The sequence below is a fragment of the Escherichia sp. B1147 genome (assembly GCF_001660175.1).
Classification (GTDB): Bacteria; Pseudomonadota; Gammaproteobacteria; order Enterobacterales; family Enterobacteriaceae; genus Escherichia; species Escherichia whittamii.
In genome coordinates, this window is sequence record NZ_LFHY01000005.1 from 534,452 (window position 1) to 556,310 (window position 21,859).

Genomic DNA, 21,859 nt, shown 5'->3' on the forward strand with positions numbered 1-21,859 from the left:
AAGCTTTCAGATTTGATAACAAATTGTCAGTTGGAAACTGAGTGAGTACAAATCAAGGCAGGCGGGCTGATTGCCCGCCTTTTCTTTATCTGTTGTTTCATCCACTGACCAGTCAGGTCAAATAGCGTCTCATGCACTGCCCAACAGAAAATACCACTCACCCATTAACCACGGAGTTAAACGGATGAGTGACTATCATCATGGCGTGCAGGTGCTGGAGATTAACGACGGCACCCGCGTCATTTCCACCGTATCCACCGCCATTGTCGGCATGGTCTGCACGGCCAGCGATGCGGATGCGGAAATCTTCCCCCTCAATAAACCGGTGCTGATTACCAATGTGCAGAGCGCAATTGCAAAGGCCGGTAAAAAAGGCACGCTGGCGGCGTCGCTGCAGGCCATCGCCGACCAGTCAAAACCGGTCACCGTTGTTGTGCGCGTGGAAGACGGCACCGGCGACGACGAGGAAACGAAACTTGCGCAGACCGTTTCCAATATCATCGGCACCACCGACGAAAACGGTCAGTACACCGGACTGAAAGCCCTGCTGGCGGCGGAGTCAGTAACCGGTGTTAAACCGCGTATTCTCGGCGTGCCGGGACTGGACACCAAAGAGGTGGCTGTTGCATTGGCATCAGTCTGTCAGAAGCTGCGCGCTTTCGGATATATCAGCGCATGGGGCTGTAAGACCATTTCCGAGGTGAAAGCCTACCGCCAGAATTTCAGCCAGCGTGAACTGATGGTTATCTGGCCGGATTTCCTCGCATGGGATACGGTCACCAGTACCACCGCCACCGCGTATGCCACCGCCCGTGCGCTGGGTCTGCGTGCCAAAATCGACCAGGAGCAGGGCTGGCATAAAACGCTGTCCAACGTTGGGGTAAACGGTGTTACCGGCATCAGCGCATCTGTATTCTGGGATTTGCAGGAGTCCGGCACCGATGCTGACCTGCTTAACGAGTCAGGCGTCACAACGCTGATTCGCCGTGACGGTTTCCGCTTCTGGGGTAACCGTACCTGCTCTGATGACCCGCTGTTCCTCTTTGAAAACTACACCCGCACCGCGCAGGTGCTGGCCGACACGATGGCTGAGGCGCATATGTGGGCGGTGGATAAGCCCATCACAGCAACGCTGATTCGCGACATCGTTGACGGCATCAATGCCAAATTCCGTGAGCTGAAAACAAACGGCTATATCGTGGATGCGACCTGCTGGTTCAGCGAAGAATCCAACGATGCGGAAACCCTCAAGGCCGGAAAACTGTATATCGACTACGACTATACACCGGTGCCTCCTCTTGAAAACCTGACCCTGCGCCAGCGTATTACCGATAAATACCTGGCAAATCTGGTCACTTCGGTTAACAGCAATTAAGGAGCCTGACCGATGGCAATGCCGCGCAAACTCAAGTTAATGAACGTCTTTCTGAACGGCTACAGCTATCAGGGCGTTGCAAAGTCCGTCACGCTGCCAAAACTGACCCGTAAGCTTGAAAACTATCGCGGTGCGGGGATGAACGGCAGCGCACCGGTAGACCTCGGCCTTGATGACGATGCGCTGTCAATGGAGTGGTCGCTCGGGGGCTTCCCGGATTCGGTTATCTGGGAGCTTTACGCCGCAACCGGTGTGGATGCCGTGCCGATTCGTTTTGCAGGCTCTTACCAGCGCGACGATACCGGCGAAACGGTGGCCGTTGAAGTGGTCATGCGTGGACGTCAGAAAGAAATCGACACCGGCGAGGGGAAACAGGGAGAAGACACCGAGTCGAAAATCTCCGTGGTCTGCACCTATTTCCGGCTGACGATGGACGGTAAGGAGCTGGTCGAAATCGACACCATCAACATGATTGAGAAGGTGAACGGCGTCGACCGGCTGGAGCAACACCGCCGCAATATCGGCCTGTGATTTTCATCCGGTCAGCCAGGCTGACCGGTTAACCCCGATTCAGAAGTGAGAAAACCATGGACAAAGAAAATGTCATTACCCTGGAAAATCCGGTCAAACGTGGTGAGCAGGTCATCGAACAGGTCACGCTGATGAAACCCAATGCCGGGACGCTGCGCGGTGTCAGTCTGGCTGCGGTCGCGAACTCCGAAGTCGATGCACTGATTAAGGTGCTGCCGCGCATGACTGCACCGATGCTGACCGAGCAGGAAGTCGCCGCACTGGAACTGCCTGACCTTGTGGCGCTGGCCGGTAAGGTGGTCGGTTTTTTGTCGCCGAACTCGGTGCAGTGACGTTCCCGAAAAATCTGTCGGTCGATGACCTGATGGCGGATGTGGCAGTGATATTTCACTGGCCGCCATCAGAACTGTATCCCATGAGCCTGACCGAACTCATCACATGGCGCGAAAAGGCGCTTCGGCGAAGCGGAAACACGAATGAGTAACAATGTAAAATTACAGGTATTGCTCAGGGCTGTTGACCAGGCATCCCGCCCGTTTAAATCCATCCGCACAGCGAGCAAATCGCTGTCGGGGGATATCCGGGAAACACAAAAATCACTGCGCGAGCTGAACGGTCAGGCATCCCGTATTGAGGGATTTCGCAAGACCAGTGCACAGCTCGCCGTGACTGGTCATGCACTTGAAAAGGCACGGCAGGAGGCCGAAGCCCTTGCCACACAGTTTAAAAACACCGAACGTCCGACACGTGCTCAGGCGAAAGTGCTGGAATCCGCGAAGCGTGCGGCGGAGGACTTACAGGCGAAATATAACCGCCTGACGGATTCCGTTAAATGCCAGCAGCGGGAACTGGCCGTTGTGGGAATTAATACCCGCAATCTTGCACATGATGAGCAGGGACTGAAAAATCGTATCAGTGAAACCACCGCACAACTTAACCGTCAGCGCGACGCGCTGGCGCGTGTCAGTGCGCAACAGGCAAAACTTAACGCAGTCAAACAGCGTTATCAGGCAGGCAAGGAACTGGCCGGAAATATGGCCTCAGTGGGCGCTGCCGGTGTGGGGATTGCGGCGGCGGGAACGATGGCCGGAGTTAAGCTGCTGATGCCCGGCTATGAGTTTGCGCAGAAAAACTCAGAATTGCAGGCCGTGCTGGGTGTGGCAAAAGACTCCGCCGAAATGACCGCACTCCGCAAGCAGGCGCGCCAGCTCGGCGACAATACCGCAGCCTCGGCAGATGATGCAGCCGGTGCACAGATTATCATTGCGAAAGCGGGTGGAGATGCTGCGGCTATTCAGGCGGCAACGCCGGTCACGCTGAATATGGCACTGGCGAATCAGCGGTCGATGGAAGAAAACGCGCAACTGTTGCTGGGGACTAAGGCATCCTTTCAACTGTCAAATGATGATGTCAGCCATGTGGGCGACGTGTTGTCGGCAACGATGAATAAGTCGGCGGCTGATTTTCAGGGACTCAGTGATGCACTGACTTACCTCGGGCCGGTTGCGAGGACGGCAGGTGTAAGTCTTGAGCAGGCAGCAGCCATGACAGGTGTGCTGCATGACAATAACATCAGGGGGTCAATGGCGGGGACGGGTAGCAGTGCCGTTGTCACCCGATTACAGGCACCGACTGGAAAAGCATGGGATGCACTCAAAGAGCTTGGCGTTAAAACCTCGGACAAAAAGGGAAATATGCGTCCGTTGTTCACCATTCTGAAAGAGATTCAGGCCAGCTTTGATAAACACAAGCTGGGAACGTCTCAGAAGGGGGAATACCTTAAAACCATTTTTGGTGAGGAAGCCCTGAAATCAGCGAACGTTTTACTGGCAGCGGCAGCAAGCGGAAAACTGGATACGCTGACCGCCACGCTGAAAGCCTCGGACGGTAAAACGGAAGAGCTGGTTAAAATCATGCAGGATAACCTCGGCGGTGACTTTAAGGAGTTTCAGTCCGCTTATGAGGCGGTGGGGACTGACCTGTTTGACCAGCAGGAAGGCGCACTGCGTAAGCTCACTCAGACGGCCACAAAGTATGTGTTAAAACTCGACGGCTGGATCCAGAAAAACAAATCACTGGCGTCAACCATCGGCCTCATTGTCGGTGGCGCGCTGGCGCTTATTGGCATCATCGGTGCTATTGGTCTTGTAGCCTGGCCGGTTATCACCGGCATCAATGCCATTATCGCGGCAGCAGGCGCAATGGGGGCAATCTTCACGACGGTTGGCAGTGCTGTTATGACGGCCATCGGGGCGATTAGCTGGCCGGTTGTGGCCGTGGTGGCCGCCATTGTCGCCGGGGCGTTGCTTATCCGTAAATACTGGGAGCCTGTCAGCGCATTCTTTGGCGGTGTGGTTGAAGGGCTGAAAGCGGCATTTGCGCCGGTGGGGGAACTGTTCACGCCACTGAAGCCGGTGTTTGACTGGCTGGGCGAAAAGTTACAGGCCGCGTGGCAGTGGTTTAAAAACCTGATTGCCCCGGTTAAAGCCACACAGGACACCCTGAACCGTTGCCGTGATACGGGCGTCATGTTCGGGCAGGCACTGGCTGACGCGTTGATGCTGCCGCTTAATGCGTTCAACAAACTGCGCAGTGGTATTGACTGGGTACTGGAAAAACTCGGTGTTATCAACAAAGAGTCAGACACACTTGACCAGACCGCCGCAAGGACTCATGCCGCCACGTATGGCACCGGTGGTTATATTCCGGCGACCAGCTCCTATGCTGGCTATCAGGCTTATCAGCCGGTTACGGCACCGGCTGGCCGCTCTTATGTAGACCAGAGTAAAAACGAATATCACATCAGCCTGACGGGTGGTACTGCGCCGGGGACACAGCTTGACCGCCAGTTACAGGACGCGCTCGAAAAATACGAGCGGGATAAACGTGCGCGCGCCCGTGCCAGCATGATGCATGACGGTTAAGGAGGTGACGAAAAATGATGCTCGCGTTAGGTATGTTTGTTTTTATGCGCCAGACGCTGCCACACCAGACCATGCAGCGTGAATCAGATTATCGCTGGCCGTCAAATTCCCGTATCGGTAAACGGGATGCCTACCAGTTTCTCGGTGTGGGTGAGGAAAACATGACGCTTGCCGGTGTGCTTTATCCCGAACTGACCGGCGGAAAGCTGACGATGACCACGCTCAGGCTGATGGCAGAGGAAGGCCGGGCGTGGCCGTTGCTGGATGGCACCGGCATGATTTACGGCATGTATGTCATCAGCAAGGTGAGTGAAACAGGGAGTATTTTCTTTGCAGACGGCACACCCCGGAAAATTGATTTTACGCTGTCGCTCACCCGCATTGATGAATCACTGGCCGCGCTTTATGGCGATATCGGTAAACAGGCGGAGTCGCTCATCGGTAAGGCCGGCAGTATGGCGACCAGATTCACGGGTATGACGGGGGCAGGATAATGCTGGATGCGCTGACATTTGATGCAGGCAGTACGCTGACGCCGGATTATATGCTGATGCTCGACAGCAGGGATATTACCGGCAATATCAGCGACCGTCTGATGAGCATGACCCTGACGGATAACCGGGGCTTTGAGGCTGACCAGCTTGATATTGAACTGAACGATGCCGACGGGCAGGTCGGGCTGCCGGTTCGTGGCGCTGTCCTGACGGTGTATATCGGCTGGAAAGGTTTTGCCCTGGTATGCAAAGGGAAATTTACCGTTGATGAGGTTGAACACCGGGGCGCACCGGATGTGGTTACCATCCGCGCCCGGAGTGCAGATTTTCGCGGGACGCTCAATTCCCGCCGTGAAGGCTCCTGGCATGACACCACGCTCGGTGCGATTGTTGAGGCGATAGCCTCCCGTAACAAGCTGGAAGCCAGTGTCGCTCCGTCACTGGCCGGAATTAAAATCCCGCACATCGACCAGTCGCAGGAGTCCGATGCGAAATTCATGACCCGTCTTGCAGAACGCAACGGTGGTGAGGTGTCGGTAAAAATGGGAAAACTGCTGTTTCTCAAAGCGGGGCAGGGGGTGACGGCCAGCGGTAAAAAAATCCCGCAGATTACCATCACCCGCAGCGATGGCGACCGTCACCATTTTGCGATTGCTGACCGTGGAGCCTACACCGGCGTAACGGCAAAGTGGCTACACACCAAAGACCCGAAGCCGCAAAAGCAGAAGGTAAAACTGAAACGCAAAAAGAAAGAGAAACACCTGCGCGCACTGGAGCACCCGAAAGCGAAACCAGTCACGCAGAAGAAAGCGCCAAAAGTACCGGAAGCGCGCGAAGGTGAATACATGGCCGGTGAGGCTGACAACGTTTTTGCCCTGACCACGGTATATGCCACGAAAGCGCAGGCAATGCGCGCCGCTCAGGCGAAGTGGGACAAACTGCAACGGGGCGTTGCGGAGTTCTCCATCAGCCTTGCCACTGGTCGGGCTGATATTTACACGGAAACGCCGGTCAGAGTGTCAGGCTTTAAGCGCGTCATAGACGAGCAGGACTGGACAATCACTAAGGTGACACATTTTCTGAATAATAGCGGCTTCACGACGTCCTTAGAGCTTGAGGTCAGGCTTTCTGATGTGGAGTATGAAACAGAAGATGAAGAGTGATGTGTTTTATTTATCTATTTGTTTTATAAGGGTAAATTAACTAAAATGGCACCATCAACAAAACCGGAAGAGGTGCTCGCGATGTTTCATTGTCCTTTATGCCAGAATGCCGCACATGCGCGTACAAGCCGCTATATTACTGACACGACAAAAGAGCGTTATCATCAGTGCCAGAACGTGAATTGCAGCGCCACGTTCATCACTTATGAGTCGGTACAGCGATACATTGTGAAGCCGGGAGAAGTCCACGCCGTAAGGCCGCACCCGTTGCCGTCAGGACAGCAAATTATGTGGATGTAATTACAAACAGGAAGCCCCTCAGTCGAGGGGCTTTTTTGTCGATGTGGTCAATGTGTGGACGTGACCAGAAATAAATCCTTTTATTTCATTGTATTACGCGTAAAAAATAAGCCCGTGTAAGGGAGATTACACAGGCTAAGGAGGTGGTTCCTGGTACAGCTAGCATTTTATGGGTTATGTTTTTCAGCGAAACGGATGATAACCTTAATAAATGCAGCTGTATGTGATCGATTTCTAAGAATTTTCTATCCGGGAAAAATAGTCGAAATTAATCACTTACCGTGCGGATTACGCGTGGTTTCCCCAGAGAAATTGCGCATCAGTAGCGCATAGTTCAGCTCGAGATCCTGCGGGACCGGGATCCACACAGTATAACCATCGCCCGGTGCAACCGGCATCGCTTCGCCTTTGGCGTTTTCCATATGCTCAAGGGTAAAGTTGATGTTGCCCTGTGGAGTCATCAGCTCAAGGCTGTCGCCAACGGAGAATTTGTTTTTAACCGCTACCGCCGCGAGGTCGCCTTTACGCTCACCGGTAAACTCACCAACAAACTGCTGACGGTCAGAAACGGAATAACCGTATTCGTAGTTCTGATAATCATCATGCGTATGGCGACGCAGGAAACCTTCGGTATAGCCGCGATGCGCCAGGCCTTCCAGCGTTTCCAGCAGGCTGGTGTCGAACGGTTTGCCTGCAGCGGCATCATCGATAGCCTTACGATAAACCTGCGCGGTGCGTGCACAATAGTAGAAAGATTTGGTGCGGCCTTCGATTTTCAGCGAATGCACGCCCATTTTTGTCAGGCGCTCGACGTGGGCGATGGCACGCAGATCTTTCGAGTTCATGATGTAAGTGCCGTGTTCGTCTTCAAACGCGGTCATATACTCGCCCGGACGCTGGGCCTCTTCGATCATAAACACTTTGTCGGTTGGCGCGCCAATACCCAGCGTAGGCTCAACGTTTTGCACCGGAATCGGCTCGTACTTGTGTACGATGTTGCCGACGTCATCTTCTTTGCCTTCCTGCACGTTGTACTCCCAGCGGCAGGCATTGGTGCAGGTTCCCTGGTTCGGGTCGCGTTTGTTAATGTAGCCCGAGAGCAGGCAGCGGCCGGAGTAGGCCATACACAGTGCGCCGTGAACGAAGATTTCGAGCTCCATATCTGGCACCTGATTGCGGATCTCTTCAATCTCTTCCAGTGACAGTTCGCGAGAGAGGATCACACGGGTCAGGCCCATCTGCTGCCAGAATTTTACCGTTGCCCAGTTTACGGCGTTAGCCTGCACGGAAAGATGAATAGGCATCTCCGGGAAGTGCTCACGTACCAGCATAATTAGCCCAGGATCGGACATAATCAGCGCATCCGGCCCCATTTCCACAACCGGTTTCAGGTCACGGATAAAGGTTTTCAACTTGGCGTTATGTGGTGCAATGTTCACCACGACATAAAACTTTTTCCCCAGTGCGTGGGCTTCATTGATGCCGAGCTGAAGGTTTTCGTGGTTGAATTCGTTGTTGCGCACACGAAGGGAGTAACGCGGTTGGCCCGCATAAACAGCATCTGCGCCATAGGCGAAAGCGTAACGCATATTTTTCAGCGTTCCCGCCGGGGAAAGGAGTTCCGGTTTAAACATAATTCTCTCGTTCTGATGACAGGTCAGACCCGCTTCACCAGATGAAGCGGTTAGGGGAGTGTCCCCACTTTAAGGGCGGGCATTGTAGCGCAATCGGTGGGTTTAGCTCCAGTGCAAATGTCTGGTAGCGTCCTGGTTTTGGTTAAGGATGCGAATGACGATAATTTCCCTTGGTGATTGCAGGAAATAAATGAGGTGGCGTTCAAAAGGAAGAACAAAAATGCCTTCGCCTAATTCAGGTCTGGGAGTACCTATATTATTGTTACTCAGAATCTGGAGAACTTCTGAAAGATGTTCAACATATTTGTCGGCTTGTGGTTCGCCGAAATGGTGATAACTGTAATACCAGATGCCTTCTAAATCCTCGTTGGCTTTTGGCATGAGCTTAATAATACGCACATTATTTCCTTATCCCTGCTTTCACCTTCCGTAAAAACGCATCCTTTTCCCACGGCTGGGCTTCACCACTATTCAACCCTTCCGCAAGCATGTCACGTAACGCTTGCAGGCGAGACTCTGCTTGTTTTTCTCGAAGTAAGCGCAGTGACTCACGGATCACTTCGCTTTGGGTGCGATAGTCGCCGGATTCAATCAAGGACTCGATAAATTCGCGCAGCTCATCGCCAAGATCAACCGTCATCGTTCTGGCCATGTTTATGCTCTCTTGTAAGTAAAAGTCTTACGTCAGTGTATGTCATAAACCGGGGAGCGTCACGCAAAGTATTAGAAGATATTTTGCCATATGAACATGTTCAGGAGGATAAGGATGGGGAATGTCAAACAAAGAGAGCACAATGAGTGCTTGCCTGTGCCTACTATTTTAACGGCGCAGATTAATCCTGAAAATCAATAAGTCAGTGTTTATTGGAAATAAAGCCGGACGCGTCATCCGCGCCCGGCACAATGATTAAGTCTTATCTTTCACCGTCTGACTTACGCCATTGGTTTTTACAGAAGCAATTCCGACTTCGCGTGATTGAGCGGTAGCATACATCTGGCTGGAGCCAATTATCTGATGATTGGCAGCTTTCAAATTGAAATAAAACTTGCCGTTGCTCGCCGTTTTTTTCTCATAGCGTTCATCCTGCGGACTGTTGCTTTGTACCGAGGCAATACCCTTTTCCGCAGAGGCTTTTGAGGCATACAATTCGCTTGTGAGAATGGTTTCTCCGTTCCCCGCTTTTAACACAAAACGGAACTGATTATCACTGCTCTTATTAAGTTCAAACCAACCAGCCATATTGACTCCTTGCTTGAAATTGCGTATCGAAAACAGTATGTAACGACCTAAGTATGGGTGATATTCAGGTGGTTGCCAATCAGGGGAATACCCTCTAATACATGGGGGAGATTACTGATAAATATGCTGGAATCTGAATACGAGCACGGCTTTATCCCTCTCTTTTTCAGAGAGGGTAATAATACTCAGTGGGCGAGGGTACAGTCCGCGTTGTAATTTGAAACTGCCATCATAAAGAACAGGTTAAACAATACGGCAGGCGTCAGCTTCCCAACGGTAACCGACACCGTAAACGGCACGGATAAATGACTGTTCGGCGTCGAGAGATTCTAGTTTGCGGCGCAGGTTCTTAATGTGGCTGTCGATAGTTCGGTCGGTTACCACGCGGTAGTCGTCGTAAAGATGATTGAGCAATTGTTCGCGGGAGAATACTTTACCTGGCTCATGGGAGAGCGTTTTCAACAGGCGAAATTCCGCGGGTGTCAGATCAAGCAGTTTGCCTCGCCATGAAGCCTGAAAACGACCTTCGTCGATAATCAACGGGCTTTCGGTATCCTGTTGTTGCAACTCACGCTGCGGTTTGCAGCGGCGCAAAATGGTTTTAACGCGCGCGACTACTTCACGCGGGCTGTAAGGCTTGCAGATATAATCATCAGCACCAATTTCCAGCCCCAGCAGGCGATCGATCTCTTCGATTTTCGCCGTCACCATCACAATTGGGACATCGGAAAAACGACGAATTTCCCGGCATAGCGTCAGACCATCGGTACCTGGCAACATCAGATCCAACAGGATCAGATCCGGCGGCGTCTGGCGCACGTACGGCAGTACCTGATCGCCGTGGCTGATAAGCATTGGTGCGTAGCTCGCGGCACGCAGATAATCAATGAGCAACTGCCCAAGCTTAGGTTCATCTTCCACGATTAAAATGCGTGGCGTGTTTTCGTCGATGGGTAACTCGGTCATGCTTCTCCCTGTAAATCTCGTTCCAGCGGTAACTCTACTGTAATGCTTACCCCGCCAAAAGGCGAATGGGCGGCAAGAATGCGGCCATTATGCGCTTCAACGATGTTAACGCAAATCGCCAGCCCCAGCCCGGAACCGCCGCTGGCACGGTTGCGGGAACCTTCGGTACGATAAAAACGCTCAAACAATTTTTGCAGCTGATCGTCTCTGACGCCCGGCGCGCTGTCGGCAAAGGTCAGTCGCACTGTTTTATCGTGCTGTTCGGCGGAGATTTGCAGGCTGCCGCCGCTGTCGGTATAGCGCAGGCTGTTTTCCAGTAAGTTATTGAACAACTGCATTAAACGGTCGCGATCGCCAAATACGGTAATGCTGTCTGGCAGGGAAAATTGCAGTTTCAGGCCACGACTGGCGAATCGTTCGCGAAATGCGCCGCCCGCCACTTCCAGCAGAGGGATCAAATCTACCGGTGCTTTTTGATAGGCGAGGGCGCCTTCATCAGACATCGACAACTGATGGAGATCGTCCACCAGTTTGGTCAGCGTTCCGACTTCTGCCTGCAAAGACGCCACCGTCTCGGGGGTGAACTTACGCACGCCATCCTGAATAGCTTCCAGTTCACCGCGAAGTACCGCCAGTGGTGTACGCAATTCGTGAGAGATATCGGCCATAAAATCGCGGCGCATCTGCTGGTTTTTCTCCAGCGTGCTGGCGAGTTGGTTGAAATCTTGTGCCAGCTTGCCCAGTTCATCTTCGCTGGTGGGCGTCACGCGAGTGGTGAAATCGCCCGCCGCCAGTTTGTGCGTGCCATCGACTAACCGTTTGACGGGGGCCAACAGACCGCGCGCCAGCAGGAAGGTGGCACATGCTGCGAGTAAGGTTGCCAGAGCGACAATCAGCCAACTGGTTTGTCGCTGCTGTTTATCGAAATTGATATCAGTATTGCGGGTTAACCGTTCAACGGGTGAGGCGATCACCGCGCCAACCTCCATCCCATTGACCAAAATTGGCCGTCGCGAGCCGTCCGGCGGAATGGGGGCGCGCGGACCAACCAGAACTTTGTTGTTTTGATCAACTACCCAGAACTGGGTGCGCCAGCCGTGCGGCGGCATCCCGGGGCCGGGTTTGTCTTCTGAATTATCATGCTCAAATGAACGCAGGATCTGAAATACAAAGCGATCGTTGTTGCGCAGGAAGCGCCAGTTACCATGCTGCGCATACTGTTCGCCCAGAGCATCGCCAAGCATTTGCAGCCGCTGCTCATTGCCATGTTTGATGTAATCAATAAATCCACGCTCAAAACTAATACGCACAGCCCAGTGCATACTGATCAGCAAGACGATGCAGGTGGCGAAAATCGCCAGAAACAGTTTGCCGGTAATACCGGGCCGCCAGAACTTCATTGAGTGCTCCTTTTGCGCCGCGAAATAGCCACATTTTGATGCGTATCGTTCGGAACTCTGGCAAAGATGAACGCCGGAAGGGCGATGATAAACGCCATGCAAAGCCAGGTGTACATAAAGACGGTTTGTGTGGTGCCGCTGTCGACGCTGACATGCTGCGAACCAAAAAGCCCCAGCAACAGCCCGGCAATGGTCACGCCAATACTCATCGACAGTTGCATAATCATCGACAGCAGGCTGTTGCCGCTGCTCGCCAGATTGTCTGGCAGATCTTTCAGCGTCAGGGTGTTCATGGAGGAGAAACGGGTCGAGTTGACCATCCCTTGTAAAAACAGGACGAACGGTAAAGCGTAGTACCAGCCCAGCAGCGCGGTGGTCATAAACAGTAGGGTGACCAGCGACAGGCCCAGCGTGGTTGCCACCAGAACCCGACGATAACCAAAGCGATTCACTACCTGCACCACAATTCGCTTCATCCCCATACTGCCGAGCACCATCGGGATCATCATCAATCCGGCATGAAACGGCGAAAAACCGAGGCCAATTTGCAGGAAAACCGGCGTCATAAAGGGCAACATGCCGCTGCCGACACGCCCGGCGAAGCTCCCCGCCAGACCGAGCGAGAAGGTGCGGGTGCGAAACAGTTTCAAGCTGAACAGGGCGCGGTGGTTGTTTCTGGCATGCAGCAGATAAAGCGCAATAGCTACCACGCCCACAGCTACCAGCACGGCGATGGTTAGCGCCGACAGTCCTGTACCTTTACTGCCATCCAGTGCCAGCGTTAATACCGCCATGCCAACCGCCAGTAACAGAAAGCCGGAGAGATCGAAACGCCGTGTCTGCATGGTGTAGTTCGGCATTAACATCAGCGTGGCGATCGCACCGATAATCCCCACCGGAATGTTGATCAAAAAGATCCAGTGCCACGACGCGTACTCCACCAGCAGGCCGCCGAGCGCCGGACCAAGAAGTGGGCCGACCTGGCCGGGCAGCGTGACGAAGGTCATCGCTGCCATATATTGCTCGCGCGGAACAATTTTCATCACCGTTAGCCTGCCAACCGGCACCATCATCGCCCCGCCGACGCCCTGTAACGCACGTGCCAGCAACAGTTCGTTCAGGGTGCCGGAAAGCGCGCAAAACAGCGAACCGAGGGTAAACAGCACGATGGCGGTAAAGAAAATATTGCGCACGCCAACTTTGTCCGCCAGCCAGCCGCTGGCAGGCAGCATCACCGCCACGGTCAGCACATAAGAGACAATGACCATGTGCATATGCAGCGGGCTTTCCCCCAGGCTTTGCGCCATTGAGGGAAGGGCGGTGTTGACGATGGTGGTGTCCAGCGACTGCATAAAGAAGCCGAAAGCCACAATCCACAATTGCCAGCGGGTGCTGTCAGGAAGATCTGTCATTTACTCGGTTACCGTTTCTTTAGATTTTCGCGAAAAACGCAGCCGCAGACGGTCGAAAAAGAGATACACCACCGGCGTGGTATACAGCGTCAGGAGCTGACTCATTACCAGACCGCCGACAATAGTTATCCCCAAGGGTTGACGCAGCTCCGAGCCATCACCGCCCGACAATACCAGCGGCAGCGCGCCAAACAGCGCCGCCAGTGTAGTCATCATAATCGGGCGAAAACGCAGCAGGCAGGCCTGGAAAATAGCTTCCTGCGGCGTCAGGTTACCGTGCCGTTGGGCTTCGAGGGCAAAATCGACCATCATAATGGCGTTTTTCTTCACAATGCCGATTAATAGCATGATCCCTATCAGGGCGATTAGGCTGAACGGGGCATTGAACAGCTCCAGCGCAAGCAGCGCCCCGACGCCCGCCGAAGGCAGGGTGGAGAGAATGGTTAGCGGATGCACGTAACTCTCATACAGCATCCCCAACACGATATAAACCGTGGCGATCGCCGCAATAATCAGGATCACCTGCGAATTCATCGTCTCCTGGAACACCTGTGCCGTTCCGGCAAAACTGCCGCGCACTGTGGAAGGCACGCCAAGCTGGGTCATTGCACGGTCGATTGCCGCACTGGCATCTGAGAGCGACTTCCCGGTCGGCAGGTTGAACGAGATGGTCGAAGCTGCCGATAATCCCTGATGATTCACCGACAATGGCGCGTTCGCTGGTTGCCATTTAGCAAAATACGACAGCGGGATCGCTTTGCCTTCGTTATTAATGACGAACATTTTTTCCAGCGCGCTGATGTCCTGGGTATAGCGCGGATCCACTTCCATCACCACTTTATACTGGTTCATCGGCTGGTAAATGGTCGAGATTTGCCGCTGACCGAAGGCGTTATTTAACAGGCTATTGGCAGCCTGCACGTCGATCCCCAGCCGCGCCATGGTGTCGCGGTCGTAAACCAGATTCATCTCCGCGCCATTGTCCTGCTGGTCGGAGTTTACGTCCGCCAGTTCCGGCAACGTTGCCAGTTTTTTGCGGATTTTCGGCTCCCATTCGCGCAGCGCCGCCAGGTCGTCAGAGAGCAACGTGTACTGGTAACTGGCGTTCGACTGACGTCCGCCAACACGAATATCCTGTACTGCCATCAAAAACAGATTCGCCCCCGGCTCTTTCGCCAGTTTCACGCGCAGACGGTCGATAATTTGCTGCGCCGTTTCGCTGCGTTCGTCGCGTGGTTTCAGCGTGATAAACATCATCCCACTGTTAACGCGCGAACCGCCGGTAAAGCCGGTGACATTATCCACCGCCGGATCGTCACGAATAATTTTCATGAAGTCCTGCAACTTGCCGCGCATCGCCTGAAACGAAATACTTTGGTCAGCTTGTATTCCGCCCATCAGTACGCCGGTGTCCTGCTCCGGAAAGAAAGTTTTCGGGATTGAGATATACAACCAGATATTGAGCGCGATAGTACCAAGCAGCACCACGCCCACCAGACGGGTATGGTTGAGAACCCATTTCAGCGACTTGCCGTAGCCTTGTTGCAGCGCAACCAGCATCCGACCAAAACCACGCAGACGCTTTTGTTCGCGCGGCTTGCTCGCTTTCAGCATCCAGCCGCACATCATCGGCGTTAATGTCAGAGAAACCAGCAGCGAAATACCGATGGCGACTGAAAGCGTAACGGCAAACTCGCGTAACAGACGACCAGGCAATCCGCCCATCAACAGCAGCGGCAGGAACACCGCCACCAGTGACAAGCTCATCGACAACACCGTAAAGCCAACTTCACGGGTGCCTTGCAGTGCGGCTTGCAACGGTTTCATCCCCGCTTCCAGATGACGGGCAATGTTTTCCAGCACCACGATGGCGTCATCCACGACAAAGCCAGTGGCGATGGTGAGTGCCATTAACGAAAGGTTATTGAGACTGAAACCGCACAGATACATCGCCGCAAACGTACCAATCAGCGAAACCGGCACCGCAACGGCGGGAATGATGGTGGCGCGACCCGAGCGCAGGAATAAAAAGACCACCAGAATTACCAGCGCCACCGAGATAATCAGCGTTTGCTCGACTTCTTCCAGCGAGGCGCGAATGGTGGGGGAGCGATCCTGAGCAATTTGCAGATCAATCGCCGCCGGAATTGTCTCCTGCAACTCCGGTAATTTTGCCCGGATGCTGTCTACCGTCTGGATAATATTGGCTTCCGGCAGTTTGCGGATCATCAGCAAAATAGCTGGCTTGGCGTTGGTCATCCCGGCGTTACGCACATCCTGCACTGAGTCGGTCACCGTCGCCACATCGCCCAGACGAACGGCACCGCCGTTGTTGTAGTGAATAATCAGCGGCTGATATTCGGCGGCGGTTTTTAGCTCATCGTTGGTCTGGATCTGCCAGCGATGAGTGTCATCTTCCAGTGCGCCCTGCGGTTTACGCACGTTGGCATTGCTGATGGCGGTGCGTATATCGTCCAGCGAGACGCCCTGATTAAACAGCGCCTGTGGATTCAGCCCGACGCGCACCGCAGGCAGCGAGCTGCCGCCGACATCGACATCACCGACGCCGTCGATTTGCGCAATCGTCGGCGCCAGTTGCGTTGAGGCGAAATCGTACAGTTCACCCTGGGAATAAGTATCGGACGTCAGCGTCAGGATCATAATTGGCGCATCCGACGGGTTCGCTTTGCGATAGGTCGGACGGCTGGGCATCCCACTGGGCAGCAGGCTTTGTGCGGCGTTGATCGCAGCCTGGACATCACGCGCCGCGCCGTTGATATCCCGGTCAAAATCAAACTGCAAAATAATGCGCGTGCTGCCGAGCGAACTGCTGGAGGTCATTTCGCTGACCCCGGCAATGCGCCCAAGCGATCGTTCCAGCGGTGTGGCAACGGAAGACGCCATTGTCTCCGGCGACGCACCGGGTAGCGAGGCGCTGACCATGATCACTGGAAAATCGACCTGTGGCAGCGGGGCCACCGGCAGCATACGGAAACCCAGTATGCCGCACAGGGTAATGGCGACCGACAGTAAAACCGTCGCCACTGGGCGATAAATGAAGAGGGCAAAAAACTTCACTTACGCCTCCTCTTCATGACGGGCAAAGCGGCTTTTGGTCCACAATGCCAGACGGTCGAACAGCAGATAAATCACCGGCGTGGTGAACAGCGTCAATACCTGGCTGACAACCAGACCACCGACCATACCAATGCCTAACGGACGACGCAGTTCCGCGCCGACTCCGGTACTCAACATCAGCGGCAGCGCGCCGAGCAGTGCCGCCAGAGTGGTCATCAGGATCGGCCGAAAACGCAGCAGGCAGGCCTGATAGATGGCATCGCGCGGTGACATACCTTGCTCGCGCTCGGCAGCCAGCGCGAAGTCGATCATCATGATGGCGTTCTTCTTCACGATACCAATCAGCAAAATAATGCCGATAATAGCGATCACATCCAGTTCGCTACCGGCAATCAGTAACGCCAGTAGTGCGCCGACCCCTGCCGTTGGCAACGTCGAGAGAATAGTGATCGGATGAATAAAGCTTTCGTACAAAATGCCGAGCACGATATACATCGCCACTACTGCCGCGACAATCAGCCAGACAGTGCTGCCCAAAGCCGACTGGAAGGCGAGAGTGCTGCCCTGGAATTGTGTGGTGATATCCACCGGCAGATTCAGCGTCTTCTCGGTGTCCATAATCGCCTGCACCGCATCGCCCAGCGAATAGTTATCCGGCACATTAAAGGAGATGGTGGTGACCGGGAACTGATCCAGATGGTTGATGGAGAGCGGCGCGAAACGCTGCTCAATTTTGGCTATCGAGCTAAGTGGCACCACACCGCCGTCGCTGCTGGTCAGGCGAATGGTATCCAGCGCCGCAAGCCCAGGGGTATTTTCCGTGTTGTGCTCCAGCACCACGCGATACTGGTTGGCCTGAGTATAAATAGTGGAAATCAGTCGCTGACCAAACGCGTTGTACAGGGCGTTATCGACATCCGCCATGCTGATCCCCAGACGGCTGGCGCTGTCGCGATCAACATTGACATACGCCACCAGACCTTTGTCCTGCCAGTCGCTGGAGACATCAGAGAGCTGCGGCAGTTGCTGGAGTTTTTCCATCAGCTGCGGCACCCAGGTACTGAGCGCATCCAGTGACGTGGCCTGTAATGTAAACTGGTACTGCGTGCGGCTGACCTGAGTATCAATAGTCAGGTCCTGCGTCGGTTGCAAGAAGAGATCGACGCCCGGCACTTTATCCACCGCCGTTTGCAGACGGGCGATGACTTTTTGTACCCGGTCATCACGTTCATTCAGCGGTTTGAGGTTGATCTGCAAACGCGCACTGTTCAGCGACGGGTTAGTGCCATCAACGCCAACAAATGAGGTCAGACTTTGCACCGCTGGATCTTGCAAAATTACGTCCGCAACCTGGCGTTGCCGCTGTGCCATATTGGCAAAGGAGCTGGATTGCGGTGCCTGCAGGGTACCCTGAATAATGCCGTTGTCCTGCACCGGGAAGAAGCCTTTCGGAATGAATACCCACAGCAACACACTAAGCAGCAGCGTACTGAGCGCCACGCTTAAGGTCAGCCACGGATGATTCAGCACTTTCGCAAGCCCCCGACCGTAGGCGGCGATTATCCTGTCGAACATTTTTTCCGAGGCCCGGGAGAAGCGGTTCTGTTTACGCAGCGACTCCTGACTGAGCATCCGCGCGCACATCATCGGCGTCAGGGTCAGCGACACCACGGCCGAGATCAAAATCGCTACCGCCAGAGTAATGGCAAATTCGCGGAACAGTCGCCCGACGATATCGCCCATAAACAGCAGTGGGATCAGCACTGCAATCAGCGAGAAGGTCAGAGAGATAATGGTAAAACCGATTTCGCCTGCGCCTTTGAGCGCCGCCGCCAACGGTTTTTCGCCTTTTTCGATATAGCGCGAAATGTTTTCGATCACCACGATGGCGTCATCGACCACAAATCCGGTGGCGATAGTTAACGCCATCAGCGTCAGGTTATTAATCGAAAAATCGAGAAACACCATGACCGCGAAGGTGCCGATTAATGACAGCGGCACTGCGACGCCTGGAATGATGGTTGCCGGAATATTGCGCAAAAACAGGTAGATAATCATGACTACCAGCGCGATTGCCATCATCAGCTCAAACTGGGTATCGTCAACCGATGCGCGGATATTGGTGGTGCGATCGGAAAGTACCGTCACTTTTACCGATTTCGGCAGACTCTCAGTGAGCTGCGGCAGCATCTGCCGAATACTGTCGGCGGTAGAGATAATGTTGGCACCAGGCTGGCGCTGAACATTCATCACGATAGCCTGTTCTTTATTCGCCCACGCGCCAAGCCAGCTGTTTTCTGCGCCTTGTTCTACGGTTGCGACATCACCAAGACGAATCGGCGCGCCGTTCTGATAGGCGATTATCAGCTGACGATACTCTTCGGCGGATTGCATCTGGTCGTTAGCGGAAAGCGTTACCGCGCGGGAAGGCCCGTCGAGGCTACCTTTAGCCGAGTTAACGTTAGCGCCGGTAATGGCGGTGCGCACGGTTTCGCTGGTCAGGCCGAGGGCGGCAATCGCCTGGGCGTTAAGTTTGACGCGAACAGCCGGACGCTGGCCGCCGGAAAGTGTCACCAGGCCGACGCCGGAAATCTGCGAGATTTTCTGCGCGACGCGGGTTTCCACCATATCTTCCACCTGCGTCATCGGCATGGCGGTTGAGGTGACGGCAAGCGTCATGATTGGCGGATCTGCCGGGTTCACTTTGCTGTAAACCGGTGGGTTAGGCAGATCGCCCGGTAACAGGTTAGTTGCGGCGTTAATCGCGGCCTGCACTTCCTGCTCGGCGACATCCAGCGGTAACGTTAGCTGGAACTGTAAGGTGATAACCGACGCGCCACCGGAACTTTGCGAAGACATCTGTTTCAGGCCGGACATCTGCCCGAACTGGCGTTCGAGTGGCGCAGTAACGGCAGAGGTCATGACATCCGGGCTGGCGCCAGGGTAGAGCGTGACCACCTGAATGGTCGGGTAGTCCACTTCCGGCAGCGCCGAAACGGGCAGGGCGCGATAACCGATAATCCCGGCGAGTAAGATCGCAACCATCAGCAGCGTGGTGGCGACAGGGCGCATAATAAACAGGCGCGACGGGCCGCCTGTGCTGCTCGGAGGTAACACCTGCATCAGGAGCGAGCTCCTTTTTTCGCGTATTCGCGGCTGGTGGCTTTCTCTTCCGGTGCGGTGGCGCTCTGGGCTTCCACCACTTCCACTTTCGCCCCTTCGGTCAGGCGATCAATCCCATCCGTCACCACGCGGTCGCCCGCAGAAATACCTGCGCGGATCACCACTTTCTGGCTGTCCTGAATGCCCGGCGTCACCAGATGTTTGCTGACCTTATTCTCGCTATTCAACACCCAGACAAAGTGACCTTCGTTGCCCATTTGCAGTGCGGCGGTGGGGATCACCACCGCGTTTTGTTCGGTGTCGACTAACATGCGGGCGTTAACAAACTGATTGGGGAAAAGCGCATCATCCTGATTATTAAAGCGAGCTTTCACTTTAATGGTACCGGTAGTGGCATCGATTTGATTATCAAGACTTAACAGTGTGCCTTCACTTAACTTCTTCGAGTTGGTGCGATCCCAGGCTTCAACCACCAACGGCTTTCCGGCTTTTTGTGCCTGGATGACAGTAGCAATATCACTTTCCGGCAGGGTAAAGAGCAAATCGATAGGATGCGTCTGGGTGATCACTACAATCCCGGTGGTGTCGCCACTGGAGATTTGGTTACCAACATCAACCTGCTTCAGGCCAACGCGACCATCGACTGGCGCAGTAATCCGGCTCCAGTCGAGTTGCAGTTGTGCGCTGGCGACGCTCGCTTCATCGGCTTTAATGGTGCCTTCGGTTTCACTGACCAGCGCCTGTTGGGCATCGAGTTCCTGGCGAGATACGAGATTGGTTTTTGCCAACTGCTGATAACGCGCCAGGTCACGGCGGGCGTTGGCAAGTGTGGCTTTATCTTTTGCCAGTTGCCCCTGGGCCTGGGCGAGTGCGACTTTAAACTGACTGGGGTCAATCTCTGCCAGTAAATCGCCTGCTTTTACCTGCTGGCCTTCCTGGAAATGTAACGCCATCAGTTGACCATCTACGCGGCTGCGCACCGTAACGGTGTTAGCAGCGGTAATAGTGCCAAGCCCGGTGAGATAACGCGGAACCGCCTGTTCCACGGCGGTTGCCGCCTGAACTGGCGCTAAAGGGCCGGAACGCATACCACGGCGCCCCCCCGCAGGTGGGTGCTGCGCTTGTTTCGTCGCACCTGGTGCTGCGCTCTGGGATTCATTGCGGCCTTGCCAGAACCAGAATGCGGCGATGGCGGCGATAACCACCACGATTACGATTACCCAACGGGATTTATAACTGCCTTTCATCGTTAAGAGTTTCTCTTCCTGAAACGTTTCGCGGAATGATACTAGTGTAGCCAGCCAATAAGGGAGAAAAATGGAGGAATTATGAAACAGTTTCGGGAATCGTCTGAATGACGGGTACTTTGCGAGCATGCATCCAGTAATGACGCACGAAACTATTTTTTCCGCAAGTTAGCGGTAGACTGCATTCAGGGCGAAAGGAGGTAAGCCGAAGATTTCAGCGGGATGCTGAAACGGGAAAGCCCCTCCCGAGGAAGGGGCCTTAAATAAGGAAAGGGTCATGATGAAGATACTCATCATCGTGGTGCTCTTAGTCGTTAGCTACCCAGCTTACTAAGACTACCAGGGCGGGGGAAACCCCGCTCTACCCTCATTCCTGAAAGTATGCCTTCACGGTCAGATTGTCAATCCGCAGGCTTTGTAGTCTGCGATCCTGCCAGCAAATATTCTTTGCGAGACGTTACGCAATAATCACAGGTGAAATTATTTTTTCCGCAAATCAGCGATAGACTACGTGCATGGCGAAAGGAGGTAAGCCGACGATTTCAGCGGGATGCTGAAACGGGAAAGCCCCTCCCGAGGAAGGGGCCTTAAATAAGGAAAGGGTCATGATGAAGTGGATCATCATCGTGGTGCTCTTAGTGATTAGCTTCCCGGCTTACTAAGACTACCAGGGCGGGGGAAACCCCGCTCAACCCTCACTCCTGAAAGTATGCCTTCACGGTCAGATTGTCAATCCGCAGGCTTTGTAGTCTGCGATCCTGCCAGCAAATATTCTTTGCGAGACGTTACGCAATAATCACGGGTGAAATTATTTTTTTCCGCAAGTCAGCGGTAGACTGCATTCAGGGCGAAAGGAGGTAGGCCGAAGATTTCAGCGGGATGCTGAAACGGGAAAGCCCCTCCCGAGGACTGTCTCTTGATCAGATCTCCTGATCAAGAGACTTCATCACCAGGTAACCCTCAACCATATCC

The 21,859-nt window shown here is 54.1% G+C and carries 19 protein-coding genes and 1 pseudogene; 10 read left to right on the forward strand and 10 right to left on the reverse strand.

Features of this window, described 5'->3' with window-relative positions; genetic code table 11:
* The first annotated feature begins 184 nt into the window (after window positions 1-184).
* From A9180_RS05685 to ogrK, 8 genes are all read left to right on the forward strand, one after another.
* Entirely contained in the window at window positions 185-1,375 is a 1,191-nt protein-coding gene (locus A9180_RS05685; RefSeq protein ID WP_001286679.1) for a phage tail sheath protein, read from the forward strand.
* Window positions 1,376-1,387: 12 nt separating this feature from the next.
* Window positions 1,388-1,906, forward strand: coding sequence for a phage major tail tube protein (locus A9180_RS05690; protein WP_001251408.1), 519 nt, complete (start codon window positions 1,388-1,390; stop codon window positions 1,904-1,906).
* Window positions 1,907-1,962: 56 nt separating this feature from the next.
* Complete coding sequence (locus A9180_RS05695; protein WP_001502498.1) at window positions 1,963-2,238, forward strand: phage tail assembly protein; 276 nt, start codon at window positions 1,963-1,965, stop codon at window positions 2,236-2,238.
* A complete protein-coding gene (locus tag A9180_RS05700) occupies window positions 2,235-2,390 on the forward strand; it encodes a GpE family phage tail protein (RefSeq protein ID WP_000143830.1) in 156 nt (51 codons plus the stop codon). Before A9180_RS05695 ends, A9180_RS05700 begins: the two co-directional genes overlap by 4 nt.
* The gene (locus A9180_RS05705) at window positions 2,383-4,830 is read left to right on the forward strand and encodes a phage tail tape measure protein (protein WP_064526961.1); all 2,448 of its coding nucleotides are present in this window, start codon (window positions 2,383-2,385) and stop codon (window positions 4,828-4,830) included. Before A9180_RS05700 ends, A9180_RS05705 begins: the two co-directional genes overlap by 8 nt.
* 14 nt (window positions 4,831-4,844) lie before the next feature.
* Window positions 4,845-5,324 carry a phage tail protein gene (locus A9180_RS05710; protein WP_061355605.1) on the forward strand — a complete coding sequence of 160 codons (480 nt, stop codon included), beginning with the start codon at window positions 4,845-4,847 and terminating at the stop codon, window positions 5,322-5,324.
* Complete coding sequence (locus tag A9180_RS05715) at window positions 5,324-6,487, forward strand: phage late control D family protein (RefSeq protein WP_061355604.1); 1,164 nt, start codon at window positions 5,324-5,326, stop codon at window positions 6,485-6,487. The genes A9180_RS05710 and A9180_RS05715 overlap by 1 nt, the downstream gene beginning before the upstream one ends.
* Before the next feature lie 81 nt (window positions 6,488-6,568).
* A complete protein-coding gene (gene ogrK / locus A9180_RS22595; RefSeq protein WP_071992396.1) occupies window positions 6,569-6,787 on the forward strand; it encodes a prophage transcriptional regulator OgrK in 219 nt (72 codons plus the stop codon).
* 272 nt (window positions 6,788-7,059) lie between these two features.
* Here ogrK and yegQ read toward each other — a convergent pair whose 3' ends face one another.
* The 10 genes and pseudogenes from yegQ to mdtA all read right to left on the reverse strand — a co-directional run bounded on the left by yegQ (window position 7,060) and on the right by mdtA (window position 20,887).
* Window positions 7,060-8,421 carry a tRNA 5-hydroxyuridine modification protein YegQ gene (gene yegQ / locus A9180_RS05720; protein WP_000476028.1) on the reverse strand — a complete coding sequence of 454 codons (1,362 nt, stop codon included), beginning with the start codon at window positions 8,419-8,421 and terminating at the stop codon, window positions 7,060-7,062.
* Window positions 8,422-8,523: 102 nt separating this feature from the next.
* A complete protein-coding gene (locus tag A9180_RS05725; protein WP_064526965.1) occupies window positions 8,524-8,820 on the reverse strand; it encodes a type II toxin-antitoxin system RelE/ParE family toxin in 297 nt (98 codons plus the stop codon).
* Between the two features lies 1 nt (window position 8,821).
* Window positions 8,822-9,119: pseudogene (locus A9180_RS05730) on the reverse strand (type II toxin-antitoxin system ParD family antitoxin).
* A 209-nt stretch (window positions 9,120-9,328) separates the two neighbouring features.
* Window positions 9,329-9,661 carry a YegP family protein gene (locus A9180_RS05735; protein WP_064526966.1) on the reverse strand — a complete coding sequence of 111 codons (333 nt, stop codon included), beginning with the start codon at window positions 9,659-9,661 and terminating at the stop codon, window positions 9,329-9,331.
* A 243-nt stretch (window positions 9,662-9,904) separates the two neighbouring features.
* On the reverse strand, window positions 9,905-10,627 hold the full coding sequence (gene baeR / locus A9180_RS05740) for a two-component system response regulator BaeR (protein ID WP_064526970.1): 723 nt from the start codon (window positions 10,625-10,627) through the stop codon (window positions 9,905-9,907).
* Entirely contained in the window at window positions 10,624-12,027 is a 1,404-nt protein-coding gene (baeS, locus tag A9180_RS05745; RefSeq protein WP_064526972.1) for a two-component system sensor histidine kinase BaeS, read from the reverse strand. The genes baeR and baeS overlap by 4 nt, the downstream gene beginning before the upstream one ends.
* Window positions 12,024-13,439: an MFS transporter gene (locus A9180_RS05750; protein ID WP_064526974.1), complete on the reverse strand. Its 1,416-nt coding sequence runs from the start codon at window positions 13,437-13,439 to the stop codon at window positions 12,024-12,026. The genes baeS and A9180_RS05750 overlap by 4 nt, the downstream gene beginning before the upstream one ends.
* Entirely contained in the window at window positions 13,440-16,517 is a 3,078-nt protein-coding gene (mdtC, locus tag A9180_RS05755; protein WP_064526976.1) for a multidrug efflux RND transporter permease subunit MdtC, read from the reverse strand.
* A complete protein-coding gene (gene mdtB / locus A9180_RS05760; protein ID WP_064526978.1) occupies window positions 16,518-19,640 on the reverse strand; it encodes a multidrug efflux RND transporter permease subunit MdtB in 3,123 nt (1,040 codons plus the stop codon).
* Window positions 19,640-20,887: a multidrug efflux RND transporter subunit MdtA gene (mdtA, locus tag A9180_RS05765; protein WP_064526980.1), complete on the reverse strand. Its 1,248-nt coding sequence runs from the start codon at window positions 20,885-20,887 to the stop codon at window positions 19,640-19,642. Before mdtA ends, mdtB begins: the two co-directional genes overlap by 1 nt.
* A gap of 277 nt (window positions 20,888-21,164) precedes the next feature.
* Between mdtA and A9180_RS24150 the strand changes: the two genes are divergently transcribed.
* Together A9180_RS24150 and A9180_RS24155 are read left to right on the forward strand one after the other, a co-directional pair.
* Window positions 21,165-21,221, forward strand: a complete 57-nt coding sequence (locus A9180_RS24150; RefSeq protein ID WP_100249771.1) for a type I toxin-antitoxin system Ibs family toxin — start codon at window positions 21,165-21,167, stop codon at window positions 21,219-21,221.
* A gap of 271 nt (window positions 21,222-21,492) precedes the next feature.
* Window positions 21,493-21,549: a type I toxin-antitoxin system Ibs family toxin gene (locus A9180_RS24155; RefSeq protein WP_012767741.1), complete on the forward strand. Its 57-nt coding sequence runs from the start codon at window positions 21,493-21,495 to the stop codon at window positions 21,547-21,549.
* Window positions 21,550-21,859 lie beyond the last annotated feature (310 nt).